Consider the following 14,704-nt stretch of genomic DNA (forward strand, 5'->3'; position numbering starts at 1 on the left):
CCAGGGCCGCAACGGCGCTTGTGGAGCAAGCCGGATCGTCGGAAAGTCCAGCCCAGCCGGGCAAGGAGGTGAGGTTTGGTCCGAGGGAGAGATTGCCGATGAGGAACCTGGACCAACTCTTTTTCCGCCTGGCGGAATCCCCCTTCCGGCGCCGGTTCCGTTTGGACGGGCGGGACCGGGCCTATCTCGAGGAGAAGGGGCTTGCCCTCGTCGTCGAGCACGCGCACGCCTTGATCGGCCGGCGGCTCGCCCCCGCCCAGCCCCCCGGAGACGGCAAGCAGACGCCCTTCCGCGGCCATCCCGTCTTCGTGGCCCAGCACGCGACGGGGACCTGCTGCCGCTCCTGCCTGGAAAAATGGCACGGCATCCCGCGCGGCCGGGCGCTGACGACCGAGGAACGGGCGCACGCCGTCGCCGCCATCGAACGCTGGCTCCGGGCCGCCGGCGGGGGCGCTTCCCGGCAGGGGGACCTGTTCCGTTGAGCCGGCGTCCTGGCCAGCCGGCCCGACCGACCGACGGCGAGGACGTCGCCAACGAAGACGCGGCGGGTCGATCCTGGCCGCGATCCGCCGACCCTCAGCCCTTGCCCGATCCCGGCTCGGCCATCTTGCGGTGCTGCTCGGCCAGGATGGCAGAGGGCGTGACGTTGGCCAGCGTCGTCTGGAGCTTGTTCTTCCAGCCGCTCACCACGTCGCCCTCGCCCTTCATCATGGCCTCGAAGCCGACCCGCGCGACCATGGCCGGATCGTCCTTCTTGCCCTGCCCGACGCTGGTGTCCGTCATGCCCGCGCGCTCGAAGAACTCCGTGTCGGTCGGGCCGGGCATCAGGCAGGTGACGGTGACGCCCGTGTCCTTCAACTCGTTGCGGAGCGCGAAGGAGAAGTTGTCGATGAAGGCCTTGGTGCCGTTGTAGACCGCCTGGAAGCTGCCGGGCAGGAAGCCGCCGATGGAGCCGGTGATGAGGATCCGGCCCTTGCCCCGCGCCCGCATGTCCCGCCCGATCTTCTGGAGCAGGTACAGCGTGCCCGTGACGTTGGTGTCGATCACGTGGCGGACCTCGGTGAAATCCTGGTCCAGGAAGCCGTTCCCGAGCCCGTGCCCGGCGTTGGCGAGCAGCGCCTCGACCGGCCGCCCCCGCACCGTCGCGCAGAGCGTGTCCACGCCCTCCAGCGTCGCGAGGTCCGCCTGCACCGCCTCGACCGAGGCGCCGAGGCCGCGGAACTCCCGCGCCGCCTCCTCGATGGCGTCCTGGTCGGCGGCCACGATCAGGTCGAAGCCGTTTTCGGCGCACTGCTTTGCCAGCTCGTAGCCGATGCCGGCGGAAGCCCCGGTGACGATGGCCAGGGGACGCGCGTTCTCCGTCATGTCTTTAAAACTCCGGCTTGTTGGGGGCCGGGACAGCTCCCCCGTCTGCCGGCCGAATGCGGAGAACAGGTGCGGTATGGTTTCGTCGCGGTGCGGGAGGAACACGTTCAGGGGGGCTGGACGGGCGGGATCGCCTCGACCATCGGCAAGCCGCGCCGTCCCGCCCCCGAGACGTTCCCATTCCTGCTCGGCCACTCCTTACCAAGGCTTGCCGGCTTGAAGCCTCAAGCGGCCCGGATGGTCGCGATGAAGGTCTGAACCTCCCGCCGCAGCGTTTCCGCCTCGCGGGAGAGGCCGCTGGCAGCACCCAGGACTTGCGTGGCGGCCGATCCGGTTTCCGCAGCGGCCTGGTTCACTCCCGAGATGTTCCCGGTCACTTCCTGTGTTCCGCGCGCGGCCTGTTGAACGTTGCTGGAAATGTCGCGGGTTGCCGCCCCCTGTTGCTCGACGGCCGCGGCGATCGTGCCGGCGATCTCGCTCATGCGCCCGATGGTTTCCCCGATCCCTTGCACCGCCACCTGCGCGCCGCCGGTCGCCTGCTGGATCTCCTGAACCTTCGTCTGGATGTCCTCGGTGGCCTTGGCCGTCTGGTTGGCGAGCGCCTTGACCTCGCTCGCGACGACGGCGAAGCCCTTGCCGGCCTCGCCGGCGCGGGCCGCCTCAATCGTGGCGTTCAGCGCCAGCAGGTTGGTCTGGGCCGCGATGTTCTGGATCATGCCCACCACCTCGCCGATCCGCTCGACGGCGGCAACCAGGCTGCGGATGGTCTGGGTCGTCCTCTCCGTCTCTCCGACCGCCTGCCCGGCGATGCCGGTGGACGCCGTGACCTGGCGCCCGATCTCCTGGATCGAGGCCGAGAGTTCTTCGGTGGCCGTCGCCACCGTCTGGACATTGGCGGAGGTCTGCTCGGCGGAGGAGGCCACCGCCATGGCCTGCCGGCTCGCCTCTTCCGCCGTTTCGGACATGGAGGAAGCCGCGCCCTGCATCTCGGTCGCGGCCGAGGCCACCGTCTCGACGATGCCTTTCACGCTCGCCTCGAAGTCATCCGCGAGCTTCAGCATCGCTGCCCTGCGCTCGCGCTCCGCCTTGGCCTTGATCTCCTCCTGCTCGGCCCGCAGGCGATCGCCTTCGATCATGTTGTCCTTGAAGACCTGGACGGCCTTGGCCATCGCCCCGAGTTCATCGCGGCGATCGGTGGCCGGAACGAGGGTTTCCTTGTCCCCTCCAGCCAGCTTGCTCATGGCCTCGGTCATGCGCCCCACGGCGGCGGAGACATTGGTCATCATGTAGACGGCGGCAGCGGCGGAGAAGAGGCCCGCGAAAGCGACCGCCGAGATCAGCAGGCCTCGCGCGGAGTCGTAGATGACATCGCCGCGCCTGCTCGCTTCGGTACCGCCGGCGACGTTCAGATCGACCAGCCTGGAGAGCGCCGCGCTCGCTTCATTGAAGGCCTTGCTGGAGGCGGTCTTGAACAGCGTCGTCGCCTGCTCGTTCTCGCCCTTGCGGGAATGCGCGACGACCTGCTTGTTCAGCCCCATGTACTCCGCCCACTGCCGCTTGTAGTCCTGGTACAGGCGGCGCTCCTCGTCCAAGGAGATGAGCTTCTCGTAATCGCGGTCCATGGCTTCCATGGACTTGATGATCGCCGCCATCTCGCTTTCGGCCTTGGACATTCCCGCTTCGTCCAGCGAGAGGATATGGATCCCCTCGGCAATGCGAAAATCCGAGGTCGCCGTGTTGAGGGCGCCGGTCAGGCGCGTGCTCGGCAGCCAGTTCTCGTCCATCTCCGTGGAGAGAGCATTCACCACTTCGAGACGGTCCACGGAGAACCAGCCCAACCCGAGGATCAGTAGAAAGAGTGTCGCGAAACTGGCCGCCAGCTTCGAGCGAACGGAGACGCTGTTCATTCCCGGATCCTTCCTGGGGCAGTCACCCCCCGGACCCCCTCCGGTAGCAAGCCGACCGCCTGAAGATCAGTTGGCCAACAAAACACGTAAAAATTTATTAAAATCCCAGATAAGCACTTGTACCTATATGCAGCCCGACAGGAGCCTTGCTCACGGGCAGGCCACGGCAGCCCTGAGGTTCGCAGGGACCGCGCGGCGGCGGAGAGGGTTCCAAACAAGGTCGGCGAGGTTTTCCGTTCCGCTCCAGGATGGATCAGGCAAATGCCGCGCGAGCCCGCGAGCGCAACAGCAGCAGAAGCACCATGGTGGCGTTCAGCGCGTTCCATCCGATCCCGTTCAGAAAGGCCGCGTCGTATGAGCCGGTGATGTCAAAGATCACACCGGAGATCCAACCTCCGACCGACATGCCGAGCAAGGAGACCATGATCACCGTGCCGACGCGCGTTGCCGCTTCACTTGCCGGCATCGTCTCGCGAACGATGATGGCATAGCTCGACACGATCCCCCCATGGAACAGGCCGAACAAGGCCGAGACCACATAGAGTGGCGTGAGGCCATCGAAGAACAGATACAGCGTGAGCGCCGAGGCTTGCGCGACCGATCCGATCAGCAGTGTCGCGAGGCCGCCGAGCCGGTCGGCTATAAGACCCGATCCGACCCGGCTGACGGCACCGAAGGCCAGCATCAGCGACAACATTTCGGCTCCGCGCGCGACGCCGTAACCGAGATCGCCGCAATAAGCGACGATGTGCACCTGCGGTATCGCCATGGCCATGCAGCAGCAGAAGCTTGCGATCGAGAGAACCACCGTCAGAACGTTGGGGCTGAGATTGGTATCGACGCTCGGACGACCCTCGGCACCGATCCGGCGCTGCTGCGTCCTGCCAATGCTCGACCGGAGCATGAGGACAAGAACCGTCATCGCGGCTCCGCATAGAATGCCGAGAGCGATGTGCGTCGTCTGCCAGCCATACTGGTTGAGGCCCCGGTTGATGAGCGGAGGCCAGAGGGCGCCGGAGAGATAGAATCCGCTGCCCGCGATCCCCACCGCGATTCCGCGCCGGCGCACGAACCAACGCGACGCTTCCGCCATCAACGGCGCGAAGGTCGCCGATGCGCCGAACCCAATCAGGAAATGCGCCATGTTGAATTGCCAGAACGCCCTCGAAACGCCAGCCGCGAGATAACCGAACAGCAGTGACAGTACGCCGATCGCCATTGCAGGGATGATGCCGACGCGGTCCGTCAGGCGCCCTGTGACGACCCCGCCGAGCCCGAAACCGATCATCGCCAAGGCGTATGCGAGCGACGCCACGCCGCGCGTGCCGCCGAATTCGGCTTGGACCTTCGGCAGCACGATCACGACCGACCACACGCCCACGCTGCCGACCGTGGCTATCGCGAGTGCAATCAGCAATCGTCGCCAGGCCGCAGGCGAGTCGGGCACGAATGTCGAAACGTTCCGTCCAGGGGCGGAAGATGTGCTCAATCCTGTCCTCCGCTGGCAGGGCTTTCTCGTTCAACGCGCATCCGCATGCAGGCAAATCCTTGGGGCGCGGGCAATCACCAGGGGCGCGGAGAAGTGGCCGGAGCATTCACCAACACCACCTCACACCCGCCACGCATCCCAACGCGGTCGCAGTAACAGCTTGTTCGGAGTGCGCACGAAACAAAAACAATTCATGAGCGGCACTCGCCCCTTGGCGGCGACGGACGCCTTGCCGTTCTGCCTCCCTATACGGCCAGGCAACTCAAAAAATCTTGCCCTGCAATTCTTCGTTCCAGACGGCCTTCCCTACCAGATATTTCAATCGAATGGTTTCATCCACATGGATTGGACGACGGAAACGAATTCAATGGTCCAAGCCCTACATCACTCCCGTTTGGGAAAGTGAGAGACCGTCAGGGCAAGCGGCCGAGACATGGCGTAAGGTCCACTCGCGGTGGGCCGACCGAAGCAGTGGCCGCGGCATACACGGCATCATGGCGTATCGGGCTGTCGTCACCAACGGAGCCGGCAAATCTGGCGGAGTCTGACAACGGCAAGGCTGCTTCGGAGGAACAGCGCTCTCTTGGAATGGTGACCCCGACAGGATTCGAACCTGTGGCCTACGGTTTAGGAAACCGCCGCTCTATCCAGCTGAGCTACGGGGCCGTCGCGGGTGCTTATAGCACGCCTTTCGCTGCGATTCAGCGGAAAATCCGGCGCAACCCCGCCGGAGCGCTTGAGATCGCTCCGCTCCGGCCCATCCTGACCCGGCAAGGGCAACGCTGAAGGAAGGATAGGATTTGGATGAGGGTGAATGACCGACGCCGCTGATCGGGCCGCTTCATCGGACCGCCCGCTGCTCTATCTGGACATCGACGGAACGCTCCTGCTGCGCCGTCCGCAGACCGACGCCTTTCAGGACGCCTACGAACCCGACCCGGACGCGCTGGAGTTCCTGACCTGGGCGACCGCCCGTTTCGAGTGCCGCTGGCTCTCCACGCGCTGCCGCAACGGTTCGGCTGATGGCGCGCTCCGGGCCTTCCGCTTCGCGCTGGGAGCCGCCAGCCTGCCGCCGGACTGGCGCGCCGTGCTCGGCGGGATCCCGGCGTCGGGCTGGTCCGCGCTGAAGCTGGAGGGCATCGATCTGGCGCACCCCGCCGGCTGGTGGTGGGTGGACGACGCGCCGGAGGAGGCCGACCTCCGCCGGCTCGCCGAACTGGGCTTGGAGGAGCGGCTGATCCGGCTGGACCATGGGGACCCGCATGCGTTGCGGAGGGTGCGCGAGCGGCTCGAAGGCCAGGGCCGCGGGGACGGAAAAGATCACTCCTCGCCTGCCCCACAGCCCTAGGATTCCATTGGGAAAGCGGCCGCCGTGGCGTATAGTGCGGGCATGGCTCGCATGCTCTACCTACGCGACATCGAGGTCGATGTGCAGGTCCTCTGCTGTGCCTGCGGACATGACGGCCTGTTGCCGCGCGCCGACCTGGTGCGGCGGTTCGGCCCCAGCTATCCCGTCCTGTCGATCGCGCCGCATTTCCGCTGCTCCCGCTGCAATTCGCGCAACGTCGAAAGCCGCCCGGCTCCGGCCGAGGCCATGCCCGAGCGGCACCGCGTCGCGCCCGAGACCGAGGCGGCCTTCGACGCGCCGCTGGCCGCGCTCCAGGGACTGCTGAACGCCGTCCGCGCGCCGTTACCCGAGCCCCGCACGCCGGAACCGCCGAGAGCTTCGGACTGGAAAGCGCCTGAGAAGACCGTGGCGGACACGCCGCCGCGGGACGGCGGGCGTTCCACCGCCTGGGCGCCGATCTCGGCGGCCGATCTGGACGCGCTCACCGGGGACGATGTGGACCGAACGCCGGAAGAGGACGAATGGGGTCCGCTCCCCACCGAAGACGCCGCCCCCGGAAAGCCGGTTTTCGGCATGCCCGCCTCGGATGAGGCGGCGTTCGACGAAACGCCTGCCGCCGGAACGGGCAGGCGGACCGGAGATTGGACCGACGAGGACGCGGCGGATTGGACCGACGAGGTCGAGGAGGCCGATACGGACGGCCGCGCGGCCTGGAATCACGCCGGTGACATCGCCGAGGAGGATGACACCGCGGAGGAGGAACCCGTCCTTGCCGAGCGCCCTCCGGCACGCCCCGCGGCGTCCGAAGGATCGCTGGCCGACACGCTGGCGGCCCTGCGCGGCATACTGGAAGCGGACGACGAGGATTTTGAACGCACCCGTCGGCGCGCGGCCCCCTCCCGGACGGAGCAGGATGGCGGCGAGGACGAGGAGCCTAGCTCCGCCTTCGCGCCCCCAGGGGCGCCCCTCCCCCGGGACCCGCTGCCGAGCTTCGCCGAGATCTGGGGCGAGGAGGAGGACGGCTCCACGGACGGTCCGCCGCCCGCCTTTTCCCCGCGCGCGCTGGTCCGCGACGATTACGACGAGGATATGGGCGAGGATGTGGGCGAGGACGGCGGCTGGGAAGACGACAAGCCGGCTGGCAAGGAGTCGGAGGAAGAGGAGCCCTCCTCGCGGGACATATTGGGCTTCGCGATCCGCGACCCGGACCGCGAACCTCCCCCCTGGGAGCGGGACCGCCCGCCCATGGACGAGGAGGAGCCGATCGACCGGACCATCGAGGCCCTGCGCCACATGGTGCAGCGCGCCGCCGCCGACCCGGCCTCCGGCGCCGGGCGCCCCGCGCCGCTCCGCAAGCCCAAGCCCCCGGCGGCGCGCAAGCCCTCCGGCGGCGGGGAGACCGCCACCCTGCCCGGCACGGACGCCGCCATGGACGCCGTCGCGGACTGGGAGGAGGACCGGGAAAGCACGAAGGCGCCGGTGCGCGGCGAAGCGGCCGCACGCCCCTCCGCTCCGGCAGTGGAGGACCCTGCCGAGGACGGTCCGGAGCTGGACTTCAAGGCGCTGCTGCGGGATGTCGCGGAAAGCGGGCGCGGCCGGCAGCCCGACGGCAAGGACGGGGTCCCCGGCAAGGCCGGAGCGTTCGAGCCCGCGCCCGATGAGACGCTCGACCTCGTGGAAGAGGTGAAGGAGCCGCCGGCGAAGGCCGCCGCTCCCACCGCGTTCGAGAAGACGATCTCCGCCCTGCGCAGCATGCTGGAACTGGACGGGAAGCGCCGCCGCTGAGGGCGGCGCTTCCCGCGCCGTTCAGCCGTTCTCCGCCAGGACCGTGCCCGCGAGATAGAGCGAGCCGCAGATCAGTACCCGCGCCGGCGCGCGTCCGGCTGCGGCGTGCCGCTCCACGAGGCCGGCCAGCGCGGCGGCGACGCTTTCCGCCGTCTCCGTGTCGGGGATGCCGCAGGCGCGCGCCGCCGCCGCCGTGCCCTCGGCGGGCAGGGACGCGTCCTCGCCGGGGATGGCGACGGTCCGCATGGCCTGGACATGCGGGGCGAGCGGCGCCAGGAACTCGCGCGGCTCCTTGCTCGCCAGCATGCCGTAGACCAGCAGCAGCGGCCGGCCGGGCTCGGCGGCCTCCCAGGCGGCGGCCTGCACGGCCAGCGCCTCGCCCGCGGAATCATTGTGGCCGCCGTCCAGCCACAGCTCCCAGCCCACCGGCAGTCCTTCGGCCAAGGGGCCGCGGGTCAGCCGTTGCAGGCGCGCCGGCCATTCCACGCCCGCGAGGCCCCGCCGCACCGCCTCCTCGCCGACCGCGAAGGGAAGCTGGTCGAGCACCGCCAGCGCCACCCCGGCGTTGCCGATCTGGTGCGCGCCGAGCAGCCCCGGCATGGGCAGCTCCAGCCGCCGCCGGCCGCTTTCATAGACGAACCCGTCACCCCGGGGCTCGACGCCCCATTGCACCAGCGGGGCACCGACGGCCTCGGCCCGCGCGGCCAGGGTGCGCCAGGCCTCCTCGGCCGGCTGGGGGGCGATCACGGCGGGCACGCCCGGCTTCAGGATGCCGGCCTTCTCGCCGGCGATGGCCGCCAGCGTGTCGCCGAGGAACTGGCGGTGGTCATAGGAGATGCGCGTGATCGCCGTGACCGCCGGACGCTCCACCACGTTGGTGGCGTCGAGCCGCCCGCCGAGTCCGGTCTCCAGCAGCACCACATCCGCCGGCTCGCGCGCGAAGGCGAGGAAGGCGGCGGCCGTCGTCACCTCGAAGAAGGTGATCGGGGCGCCGCCGTTGGCGATCTCGCATTCCTCCAGCAGCGCCGCGAGACGATCATCGTCGATCAGCCGCCCGGCCAGCCGGATACGCTCGTGGAAGCGCACGAGATGCGGCGATGTGTAGACATGCACGCGCAGCCCCGCCGCCTCCAGCATCGCGCGCAGGAAGGCGACGGTGGAGCCCTTGCCGTTGGTGCCCGCGACATGGACGACCGGAGGCAGGCGCCGCTCCGGATGGTCCAGGGCGGCGAGCAGCCGGTGCAGCCGGTCGAGCGACAGGTCGATGACCTTCGGGTGCAGCCCCTTCAGCCGTTCCAGCACCGGATCGGCGCCGCCGCCCGCAGGGGCGGCGGCGGGACCGTTTTGCGTCGTCATGATGCTCCCGGGGAACCGTTAGGCGCGCTCGGCCAGCTCGTCGGCGCCCTGCTGGGACGGGGTCTCGTCCGGCGCCTCGGCCTGGACCGGGGCGGCCATCTCGGGCGCCGCCGCCGGACGCTCCGCCAGCTCCAGCTCGCCGTCCAGCACGGTCGGACGCATCAGCAGCCCCAGCGTGCGGGTCAGCGTCGCGCGCAGGTCGCGGCGGTGGACGACCATGTCCACCATGCCGTGCTCCAGCAGGTACTCGGCGCGCTGGAAGCCCTCCGGCAGGGTCTCGCGGATCGTGCTCTCGATGACGCGGGCGCCGGCGAAGCCGATCTGCGCGCCCTTCTCGGCGATGTGGATGTCGCCGAGCATCGCGAAGGAGGCGGTGACGCCGCCGGTGGTCGGGTCGGTCAGCAGGACGATGTAGGGCAGTCCCGCCTCCTTCACCATCTCCACGGCGATGGTGGTGCGCGGCATCTGCATCAGCGACAGGATGCCTTCCTGCATGCGGGCACCGCCCGAGGCCGGCACCACGATCAGCGGCGCCTTGCGGTCGATGGCGAGCTTGGCGGCGGCGACGATGCCCTCGCCCACCGCGATGCCCATGGAGCCGCCCATGAAGCCGAAGTCAAAGGCCGCGACGACCGTCGGCTGCCCGCCGATCTCGCCATGGGCGACGATGATGGCGTCGCTGCGGCCGGTCTTGGACTGCGCTTCCTTCAGGCGGTCGGTGTAGCGCTTCTGGTCGCGGAACTTCAGCGGGTCGACGACCGGCTTCGGCAGCTCGACGGTCTGATACTGCCCCTCGTCGAACAGCGTCTGCATGCGCTTGACCGGGTCGAGCCGCATGTGGAAGCCGCAATGCTGGCAGACGTGGAGGTTCTCCTCCAGGTCGCGGTGGAACAGCATCGCCTCGCAGTTCGGGCATTTGTGCCAGAGGTTGTCCGGCACGTCCTTGCGGGCGCCGTAGAGAGCCTGGATCTTGGGACGGACGTAGTTGGTAAGCCAGTTCATGGTGGTCTCGGACTCCAGATGCGCGGGGCCGGTCAGGCCCGCGCCGCGCGCACGCCGTCGGCCAGCGTGCGGACGAAGGACAGCACCTCCCCGACGAGGCCGGGCTTGGCCCGGCCCTCGGCGTCGAGGCCTTCGGTGATGCGGTTGACGATGGCCGAGCCGACGACAGCGGCGTCGGCGACGCGGGCGACCTCGGCCGCCTGCTCCGGCGTCTTGATGCCGAAGCCGACGGCGACCGGCAGGTCGGTGTGGCGCTTCAGCCGCCCGACCGCCGAGGCGACGTCGGTGCTGGCGGCGCTGGCCGCACCGGTGATGCCGGCGATCGACACGTAATAGACGAAGCCCGACGTGTTCCGCAGAACCGTCGGCAGCCGCCGGTCGTCGGTCGTCGGGGTGGCGAGCCGCACGAAGTTCACCCCGGCCTTCATGGCCGGGATGCACAGCTCCTCGTCCTCCTCGGGCGGCAGGTCGACGACGATCAGCCCGTCCACCCCGGCCTCCACCGCGTCGGCGAGGAAGCGGTCAACGCCATAGGCATGGACCGGGTTGTAATAGCCCATGAGGATGATCGGGGTCTCGGCGTCGCCGGCCCGGAAGCCGCGCACCAGCTCCAGCGTCCGGCGCACGGTCATGCCGGCGGCCAGCGCCCGCAGGTCCGACGCCTGGATCGCCGGCCCGTCGGCCATGGGATCGGTGAAGGGCATGCCCAGCTCGATCAGGTCGGCGCCCGCTTCCGGCAGGCCGTTCAGGATGGCTTGGCTGGTGCCCGGCTCCGGGTCTCCCGCCGTGATGAAGGTGACGAGCCCGGCGCGCCCTTCCGCCTTCAGGGCGGCGAAGCGCTTGGCGATTCTACCCTGGTCGGCGCTCACAGGCTCACTCCCAGATGCTGTGCGACGGAGAAGATGTCCTTGTCGCCGCGGCCCGACAGGCACATGACCATCAGATGGTCCTTCGGCAGGGTGGGCGCCCGCTTGATCACCTCGGCCAGCGCGTGGGCCGACTCGAGCGCCGGGATGATGCCCTCGGTCTTGGCGCAGATCTGGAAGGCCGACAGGGCCTCCTCGTCGGTCGCCGAGACATACTCGACGCGGCCCGAGTCGTGCAGCCAGCTGTGCTCCGGCCCGACGCCCGGATAATCGAGACCGGCGGAGATGGAGTGGCCTTCCAGGATCTGGCCGTCCTCGTCCTGCAGCAGGTAGGTGCGGTTGCCGTGCAGCACGCCCGGACGGCCGCCGGTGATGGAGGCGGCGTGGTCGAGCGGCCCCTTGTCGATGCCGCGGCCCGCCGCCTCGACGCCGATCATGTGGACCGAGGGGTCGTCCAGGAAGGGATGGAACATGCCGATGGCGTTGGAGCCGCCGCCGATGCAGGCGACCAGCGAATCGGGCAGGCGCCCCTCCAGCTCCTGCATCTGCGCGCGCACCTCGTCGCCGATCACCGACTGGAAGTCGCGGACCATCGCGGGATAGGGGTGCGGCCCGGCGGCGGTGCCGATGATGTAGAAGGTGTCCGACACGTTGGTGACCCAGTCGCGCAGGCCCTCGTTCATCGCGTCCTTCAGCGTCTTGCCGCCGGACGTGACCGCGCGCACCTCGGCGCCGAGCAGCTTCATGCGGAAGACGTTGGGCTGCTGGCGGGCGATGTCCGTCTCGCCCATGTAGATGACGCAGGGCATGTCGAACAGCGCGCAGACCGTGGCGGTCGCGACACCGTGCTGGCCGGCGCCCGTCTCGGCGATGATCCGCTTCTTGCCCATGCGGCGGGCGAGCAGGATCTGGCCGATGCAGTTGTTGATCTTGTGCGCGCCGGTGTGGTTCAGCTCCTCGCGCTTGAAGTAGACCTTGGCGCCGCCGAGCTTTTCGGTGAGGCGTTCGGCGAAGTAGAGCGGGTTCGGCCGCCCCACATACTGCTTCAGGATCGTCCGCATCTCGCCCTCGAAGGCCGGATCGGCCTTGGCCGCCTTGTAGGCGGCCTCCACGTCGAGGATGAGCGGCATCAGCGTCTCGGCGACGAAACGCCCGCCATAAATACCGAAATGCCCGCGTTCGTCGGGCCCGGAACGGTAGGTGTTGGGTCTGTTCATGGCGTGCGCAAAGGACCTGCTGCGGGGCGGCGCCCACGGGAAGGCGCCACCATAGCGGCGCAAGCCGCGGATTTGAAGCCTCCGCCGTCACGGATGCGCAACATCCCGGCAATCAGCGCCCCGGAAGGACGGCCACGGGGGTGGAGGTGGTGTCGGCAGTGGTGTTGGAGCCCGGCCCCTACCAGCCGAGCGGCGGGACGAAATGCAGGCCGCCGTGGGTCCACAGCGCGTTCAGGCCGCGCTCGATCCCGAGCACCGAGCCGCCGCCCAGGTTGCGGTCGAACAGTTCGCCGTAATTGCCGACCTGGAGGATGACCCGCGCCGCCCAGCCGTCGTCCAGCCCGAAGGGGGCGCCGATGCCAGGCGTCAGGCCGAACAGCCGCACCACCTCCGGATCGCCGCTCTCCCGCAGGGCCGGAAGCGAGGCCGAGGTGATGCCCTTCTCCTCGGCCAGCAGCATGGCGAGCACCACCCAGCGCACGATCTCGTGCCAGCGGCGGTCGCCGGCCCGGATGATCGGGGCCAGCGGCTCCTTGGAGATGACGTCGGGCAGGACGACGTACTCGCCGCTGGCGGGCGCGCGCAGCCGCAGCGCGTGCAGGCTGATCCGGTCGTTGGTGAAGAGGTCGCAGTGCCGGTTGAAGAAGGCGTTCAGCGCCCCTTCGGTCGAGCGCATCGCCTTCACCGCCAGGCCTGAGCCGGTGCGGGCGATCCAGTCCTCCAGGTTGCGCAGCGTGGTGGTGCCCTCGATGACGCAGACGGTGCCCTCCTTCAGGTCGGACAGGCTCTGCAGCCCGAGCGAGCGGTGCGCCAGGAAGCCCTGCCCGTCGAACAGGTGGACCACCGGAAAGTCGACCTCCATCGCGGCGTCACGCCGCAGCGTCCAGGTCGTTCCCTGGATCACCACGTCCACGCTGCGGTCGTGCACCAGCGTGAAGCGCGTCTCCGGCGTGGCTTCCACGAAATCGACGCTGTCCGCGCTTCCCAGCGCCGCCGCCGCGATGGCCCGGCACAGGTCGGGGTAGAAGCCGCGCCATTGGCCGCCCTCGTCCAGCATGGACAGGCCGATGCCGCTGGTGATCACGCCGCAGCGCAGCAGCCCCGCCTGGCGGACCCGGTCGAGCGTGTCCCCGGCTTCCCCGGCGGCCAAGCCGCCGGCCCCGGGCCGACCGCCGGCCGCCGAAACCGGCGAGGCCGCCGGGCCGAGCAGCATCAGGCCCAGAAGAGCCGCCCCCAGCCATCCCACCGACCGCATTGCCCGCCCCCACGATGCCCACCCGCGATTTCGGAGCATGACAGGCCCGCGGTCAAGCTTCCGCTTTTGCCCGGCTTGGTTTCACCAGCCGAGCGGTGGCGCGAAATGCAGGCCGCCGCGGGTCCACAGCGCGTTCAACCCCCGCTCGATCCCGAGCGGCGAACGGCTGCCCAGGTTGCGCTCGAACACCTCGCCGTAATTGCCAACCTGGAGGATCACGCGCGCGGCCCAGCCCTTGTCGAGCCCGAAGGCCTCCTCCATCCCCGGAGCCAGGCCGAGGAGCCGGCTGATCTCCGGATCGTCGCTTTCCTTCAGGGAAACGGCCATGTCGGCGGCGTTGCGGGAGGACAGCCCCTTCTCCTCGGCCAGCACCATCGCCAGCACCACCCAGCGCACGATGTCGAACCACTGCCGGTCGCCGGCCCGGATCATCGGCCCCAGGGGTTCCTTGGAGAGCATTTCGGACAGGATGAGGTGGTCGGTGCCGTTCGAGCCGTTCAGCAGGCGCCGGGCATGGAGGCCGGTACGGTCGCTCGTGATCATGTCGCAATGACGGTTGAAGAAGGCGCTGTAGGCGCCGTCCAGGGTGCGCAGGCGGCGGATCGAGAAGGCCCCGCCGGTGCGGGCGACCCAGTTGTCGAGGTTGCGTTCGGTCGTGGTGCCCTCGAGCACGCAGACCGTGCCGCCCCTCACCTCCTCCAGCCGGCGGGCACCCTGGGAGCGGTGGATCATCAGCCCCTGCCCGTCGAACAGGTAGACCACCGGAAAATCGATGCCCAGGGACGCGGTTCGCTGCAGGGTCCAGGTGGCGCTGGTCATGGACACGTCCACGGTCCCGTCGCGGACCAGATCGAAGCGGCCCGCGGCGTCCGTCTCGACGAACTCCACGTTGGCGGCGCTGCCGGCCGCCGCCGCGGCCACCGCCCGGCACATGTCGGGATAGAAGCCCTGCCAGTTGCCGGCCTGGTCCAGCACCGCCAGCCCGATCCCGTTGGCGATGATGCTGCAGCGCAGCACGCCAGCCTGCCGCACGCGGTCGAGCGTGCCGGCGGAAGCGGCCGGCATTCCCGGGGACAGCAGCCCCAAGAAAAGCACAGCCAGCAACAGCCTCAAG

At 69.2% G+C, this 14,704-nt stretch carries 12 protein-coding genes and 1 tRNA gene; 3 read left to right on the forward strand and 10 right to left on the reverse strand.

What is annotated here, in order from left to right:
* Positions 1 to 98: 98 nt before the first annotated feature.
* Positions 99 to 482: a DUF4186 domain-containing protein gene (locus JUB11_RS24450; protein WP_207461403.1), complete on the forward strand. Its 384-nt coding sequence runs from the start codon at positions 99 to 101 to the stop codon at positions 480 to 482.
* Positions 483 to 576: 94 nt separating this feature from the next.
* Here the strand turns inward: JUB11_RS24450 and JUB11_RS24455 are convergent, their stop codons facing one another.
* From JUB11_RS24455 to JUB11_RS24470, 4 genes are all read right to left on the reverse strand, one after another.
* Entirely contained in the window at positions 577 to 1,365 is a 789-nt protein-coding gene (locus tag JUB11_RS24455) for an SDR family NAD(P)-dependent oxidoreductase (protein ID WP_207461404.1), read from the reverse strand.
* A 224-nt stretch (positions 1,366 to 1,589) separates the two neighbouring features.
* Positions 1,590 to 3,272 (reverse strand): methyl-accepting chemotaxis protein, encoded by a 1,683-nt coding sequence (locus tag JUB11_RS24460; RefSeq protein WP_207461405.1) that lies wholly within the window; start codon positions 3,270 to 3,272, stop codon positions 1,590 to 1,592.
* A 253-nt stretch (positions 3,273 to 3,525) separates the two neighbouring features.
* Positions 3,526 to 4,761 (reverse strand): MFS transporter, encoded by a 1,236-nt coding sequence (locus JUB11_RS24465; RefSeq protein ID WP_211112604.1) that lies wholly within the window; start codon positions 4,759 to 4,761, stop codon positions 3,526 to 3,528.
* Positions 4,762 to 5,350: 589 nt separating this feature from the next.
* Positions 5,351 to 5,427: transfer RNA gene (locus JUB11_RS24470), tRNA-Arg, on the reverse strand.
* 148 nt (positions 5,428 to 5,575) lie between these two features.
* Here JUB11_RS24470 and JUB11_RS24475 point away from each other — a divergent pair.
* Positions 5,576 to 6,109, forward strand: a complete 534-nt coding sequence (locus JUB11_RS24475) for a hypothetical protein (protein WP_207461406.1) — start codon at positions 5,576 to 5,578, stop codon at positions 6,107 to 6,109.
* Between the two features lie 51 nt (positions 6,110 to 6,160).
* A complete protein-coding gene (locus JUB11_RS24480) occupies positions 6,161 to 7,894 on the forward strand; it encodes a hypothetical protein (RefSeq protein WP_207461407.1) in 1,734 nt (577 codons plus the stop codon).
* A 21-nt stretch (positions 7,895 to 7,915) separates the two neighbouring features.
* Here JUB11_RS24480 and JUB11_RS24485 read toward each other — a convergent pair whose 3' ends face one another.
* The 6 genes from JUB11_RS24485 to JUB11_RS24510 form a co-directional block, all read right to left on the reverse strand.
* Positions 7,916 to 9,250: a folylpolyglutamate synthase/dihydrofolate synthase family protein gene (locus JUB11_RS24485; protein ID WP_207461408.1), complete on the reverse strand. Its 1,335-nt coding sequence runs from the start codon at positions 9,248 to 9,250 to the stop codon at positions 7,916 to 7,918.
* Between the two features lie 18 nt (positions 9,251 to 9,268).
* On the reverse strand, positions 9,269 to 10,252 hold the full coding sequence (accD, locus tag JUB11_RS24490) for an acetyl-CoA carboxylase, carboxyltransferase subunit beta (RefSeq protein WP_207461409.1): 984 nt from the start codon (positions 10,250 to 10,252) through the stop codon (positions 9,269 to 9,271).
* Between the two features lie 32 nt (positions 10,253 to 10,284).
* Entirely contained in the window at positions 10,285 to 11,121 is an 837-nt protein-coding gene (gene trpA / locus JUB11_RS24495) for a tryptophan synthase subunit alpha (protein WP_207461410.1), read from the reverse strand.
* Complete coding sequence (gene trpB / locus JUB11_RS32950; RefSeq protein ID WP_207461411.1) at positions 11,118 to 12,335, reverse strand: tryptophan synthase subunit beta; 1,218 nt, start codon at positions 12,333 to 12,335, stop codon at positions 11,118 to 11,120. The genes trpA and trpB overlap by 4 nt, the downstream gene beginning before the upstream one ends.
* Before the next feature lie 178 nt (positions 12,336 to 12,513).
* Positions 12,514 to 13,590, reverse strand: coding sequence for an amino acid ABC transporter substrate-binding protein (locus JUB11_RS24505; protein ID WP_207461412.1), 1,077 nt, complete (start codon positions 13,588 to 13,590; stop codon positions 12,514 to 12,516).
* Between the two features lie 81 nt (positions 13,591 to 13,671).
* Positions 13,672 to 14,655: a transporter substrate-binding domain-containing protein gene (locus JUB11_RS24510; protein WP_207461413.1), complete on the reverse strand. Its 984-nt coding sequence runs from the start codon at positions 14,653 to 14,655 to the stop codon at positions 13,672 to 13,674.
* Positions 14,656 to 14,704 lie beyond the last annotated feature (49 nt).

Source organism: Azospirillum sp. SYSU D00513 (assembly GCF_017356015.1).
Taxonomy (GTDB): Bacteria; Pseudomonadota; Alphaproteobacteria; order Azospirillales; family Azospirillaceae; genus Azospirillum.

What these genes read in the sequence shown, in the direction of transcription:
- JUB11_RS24450 (WP_207461403.1), top strand. Translation starts at nt 99, where the DNA reads ATGAGGAACCTGGACCAACTCTTTTTCCGCCTGGCGGAATCCCCCTTC.
- JUB11_RS24455 (WP_207461404.1), bottom strand. Translation starts at nt 1,365, where the DNA reads ATGACGGAGAACGCGCGTCCCCTGGCCATCGTCACCGGGGCTTCCGCC.
- JUB11_RS24460 (WP_207461405.1), bottom strand. Translation starts at nt 3,272, where the DNA reads ATGAACAGCGTCTCCGTTCGCTCGAAGCTGGCGGCCAGTTTCGCGACA.
- JUB11_RS24475 (WP_207461406.1), top strand. Translation starts at nt 5,576, where the DNA reads ATGACCGACGCCGCTGATCGGGCCGCTTCATCGGACCGCCCGCTGCTC.
- JUB11_RS24480 (WP_207461407.1), top strand. Translation starts at nt 6,161, where the DNA reads ATGCTCTACCTACGCGACATCGAGGTCGATGTGCAGGTCCTCTGCTGT.
- JUB11_RS24485 (WP_207461408.1), bottom strand. Translation starts at nt 9,250, where the DNA reads ATGACGACGCAAAACGGTCCCGCCGCCGCCCCTGCGGGCGGCGGCGCC.
- accD (WP_207461409.1), bottom strand. Translation starts at nt 10,252, where the DNA reads ATGAACTGGCTTACCAACTACGTCCGTCCCAAGATCCAGGCTCTCTAC.
- trpB (WP_207461411.1), bottom strand. Translation starts at nt 12,335, where the DNA reads ATGAACAGACCCAACACCTACCGTTCCGGGCCCGACGAACGCGGGCAT.
- JUB11_RS24505 (WP_207461412.1), bottom strand. Translation starts at nt 13,590, where the DNA reads ATGCGGTCGGTGGGATGGCTGGGGGCGGCTCTTCTGGGCCTGATGCTG.
- JUB11_RS24510 (WP_207461413.1), bottom strand. Translation starts at nt 14,655, where the DNA reads ATGCCGGCCGCTTCCGCCGGCACGCTCGACCGCGTGCGGCAGGCTGGC.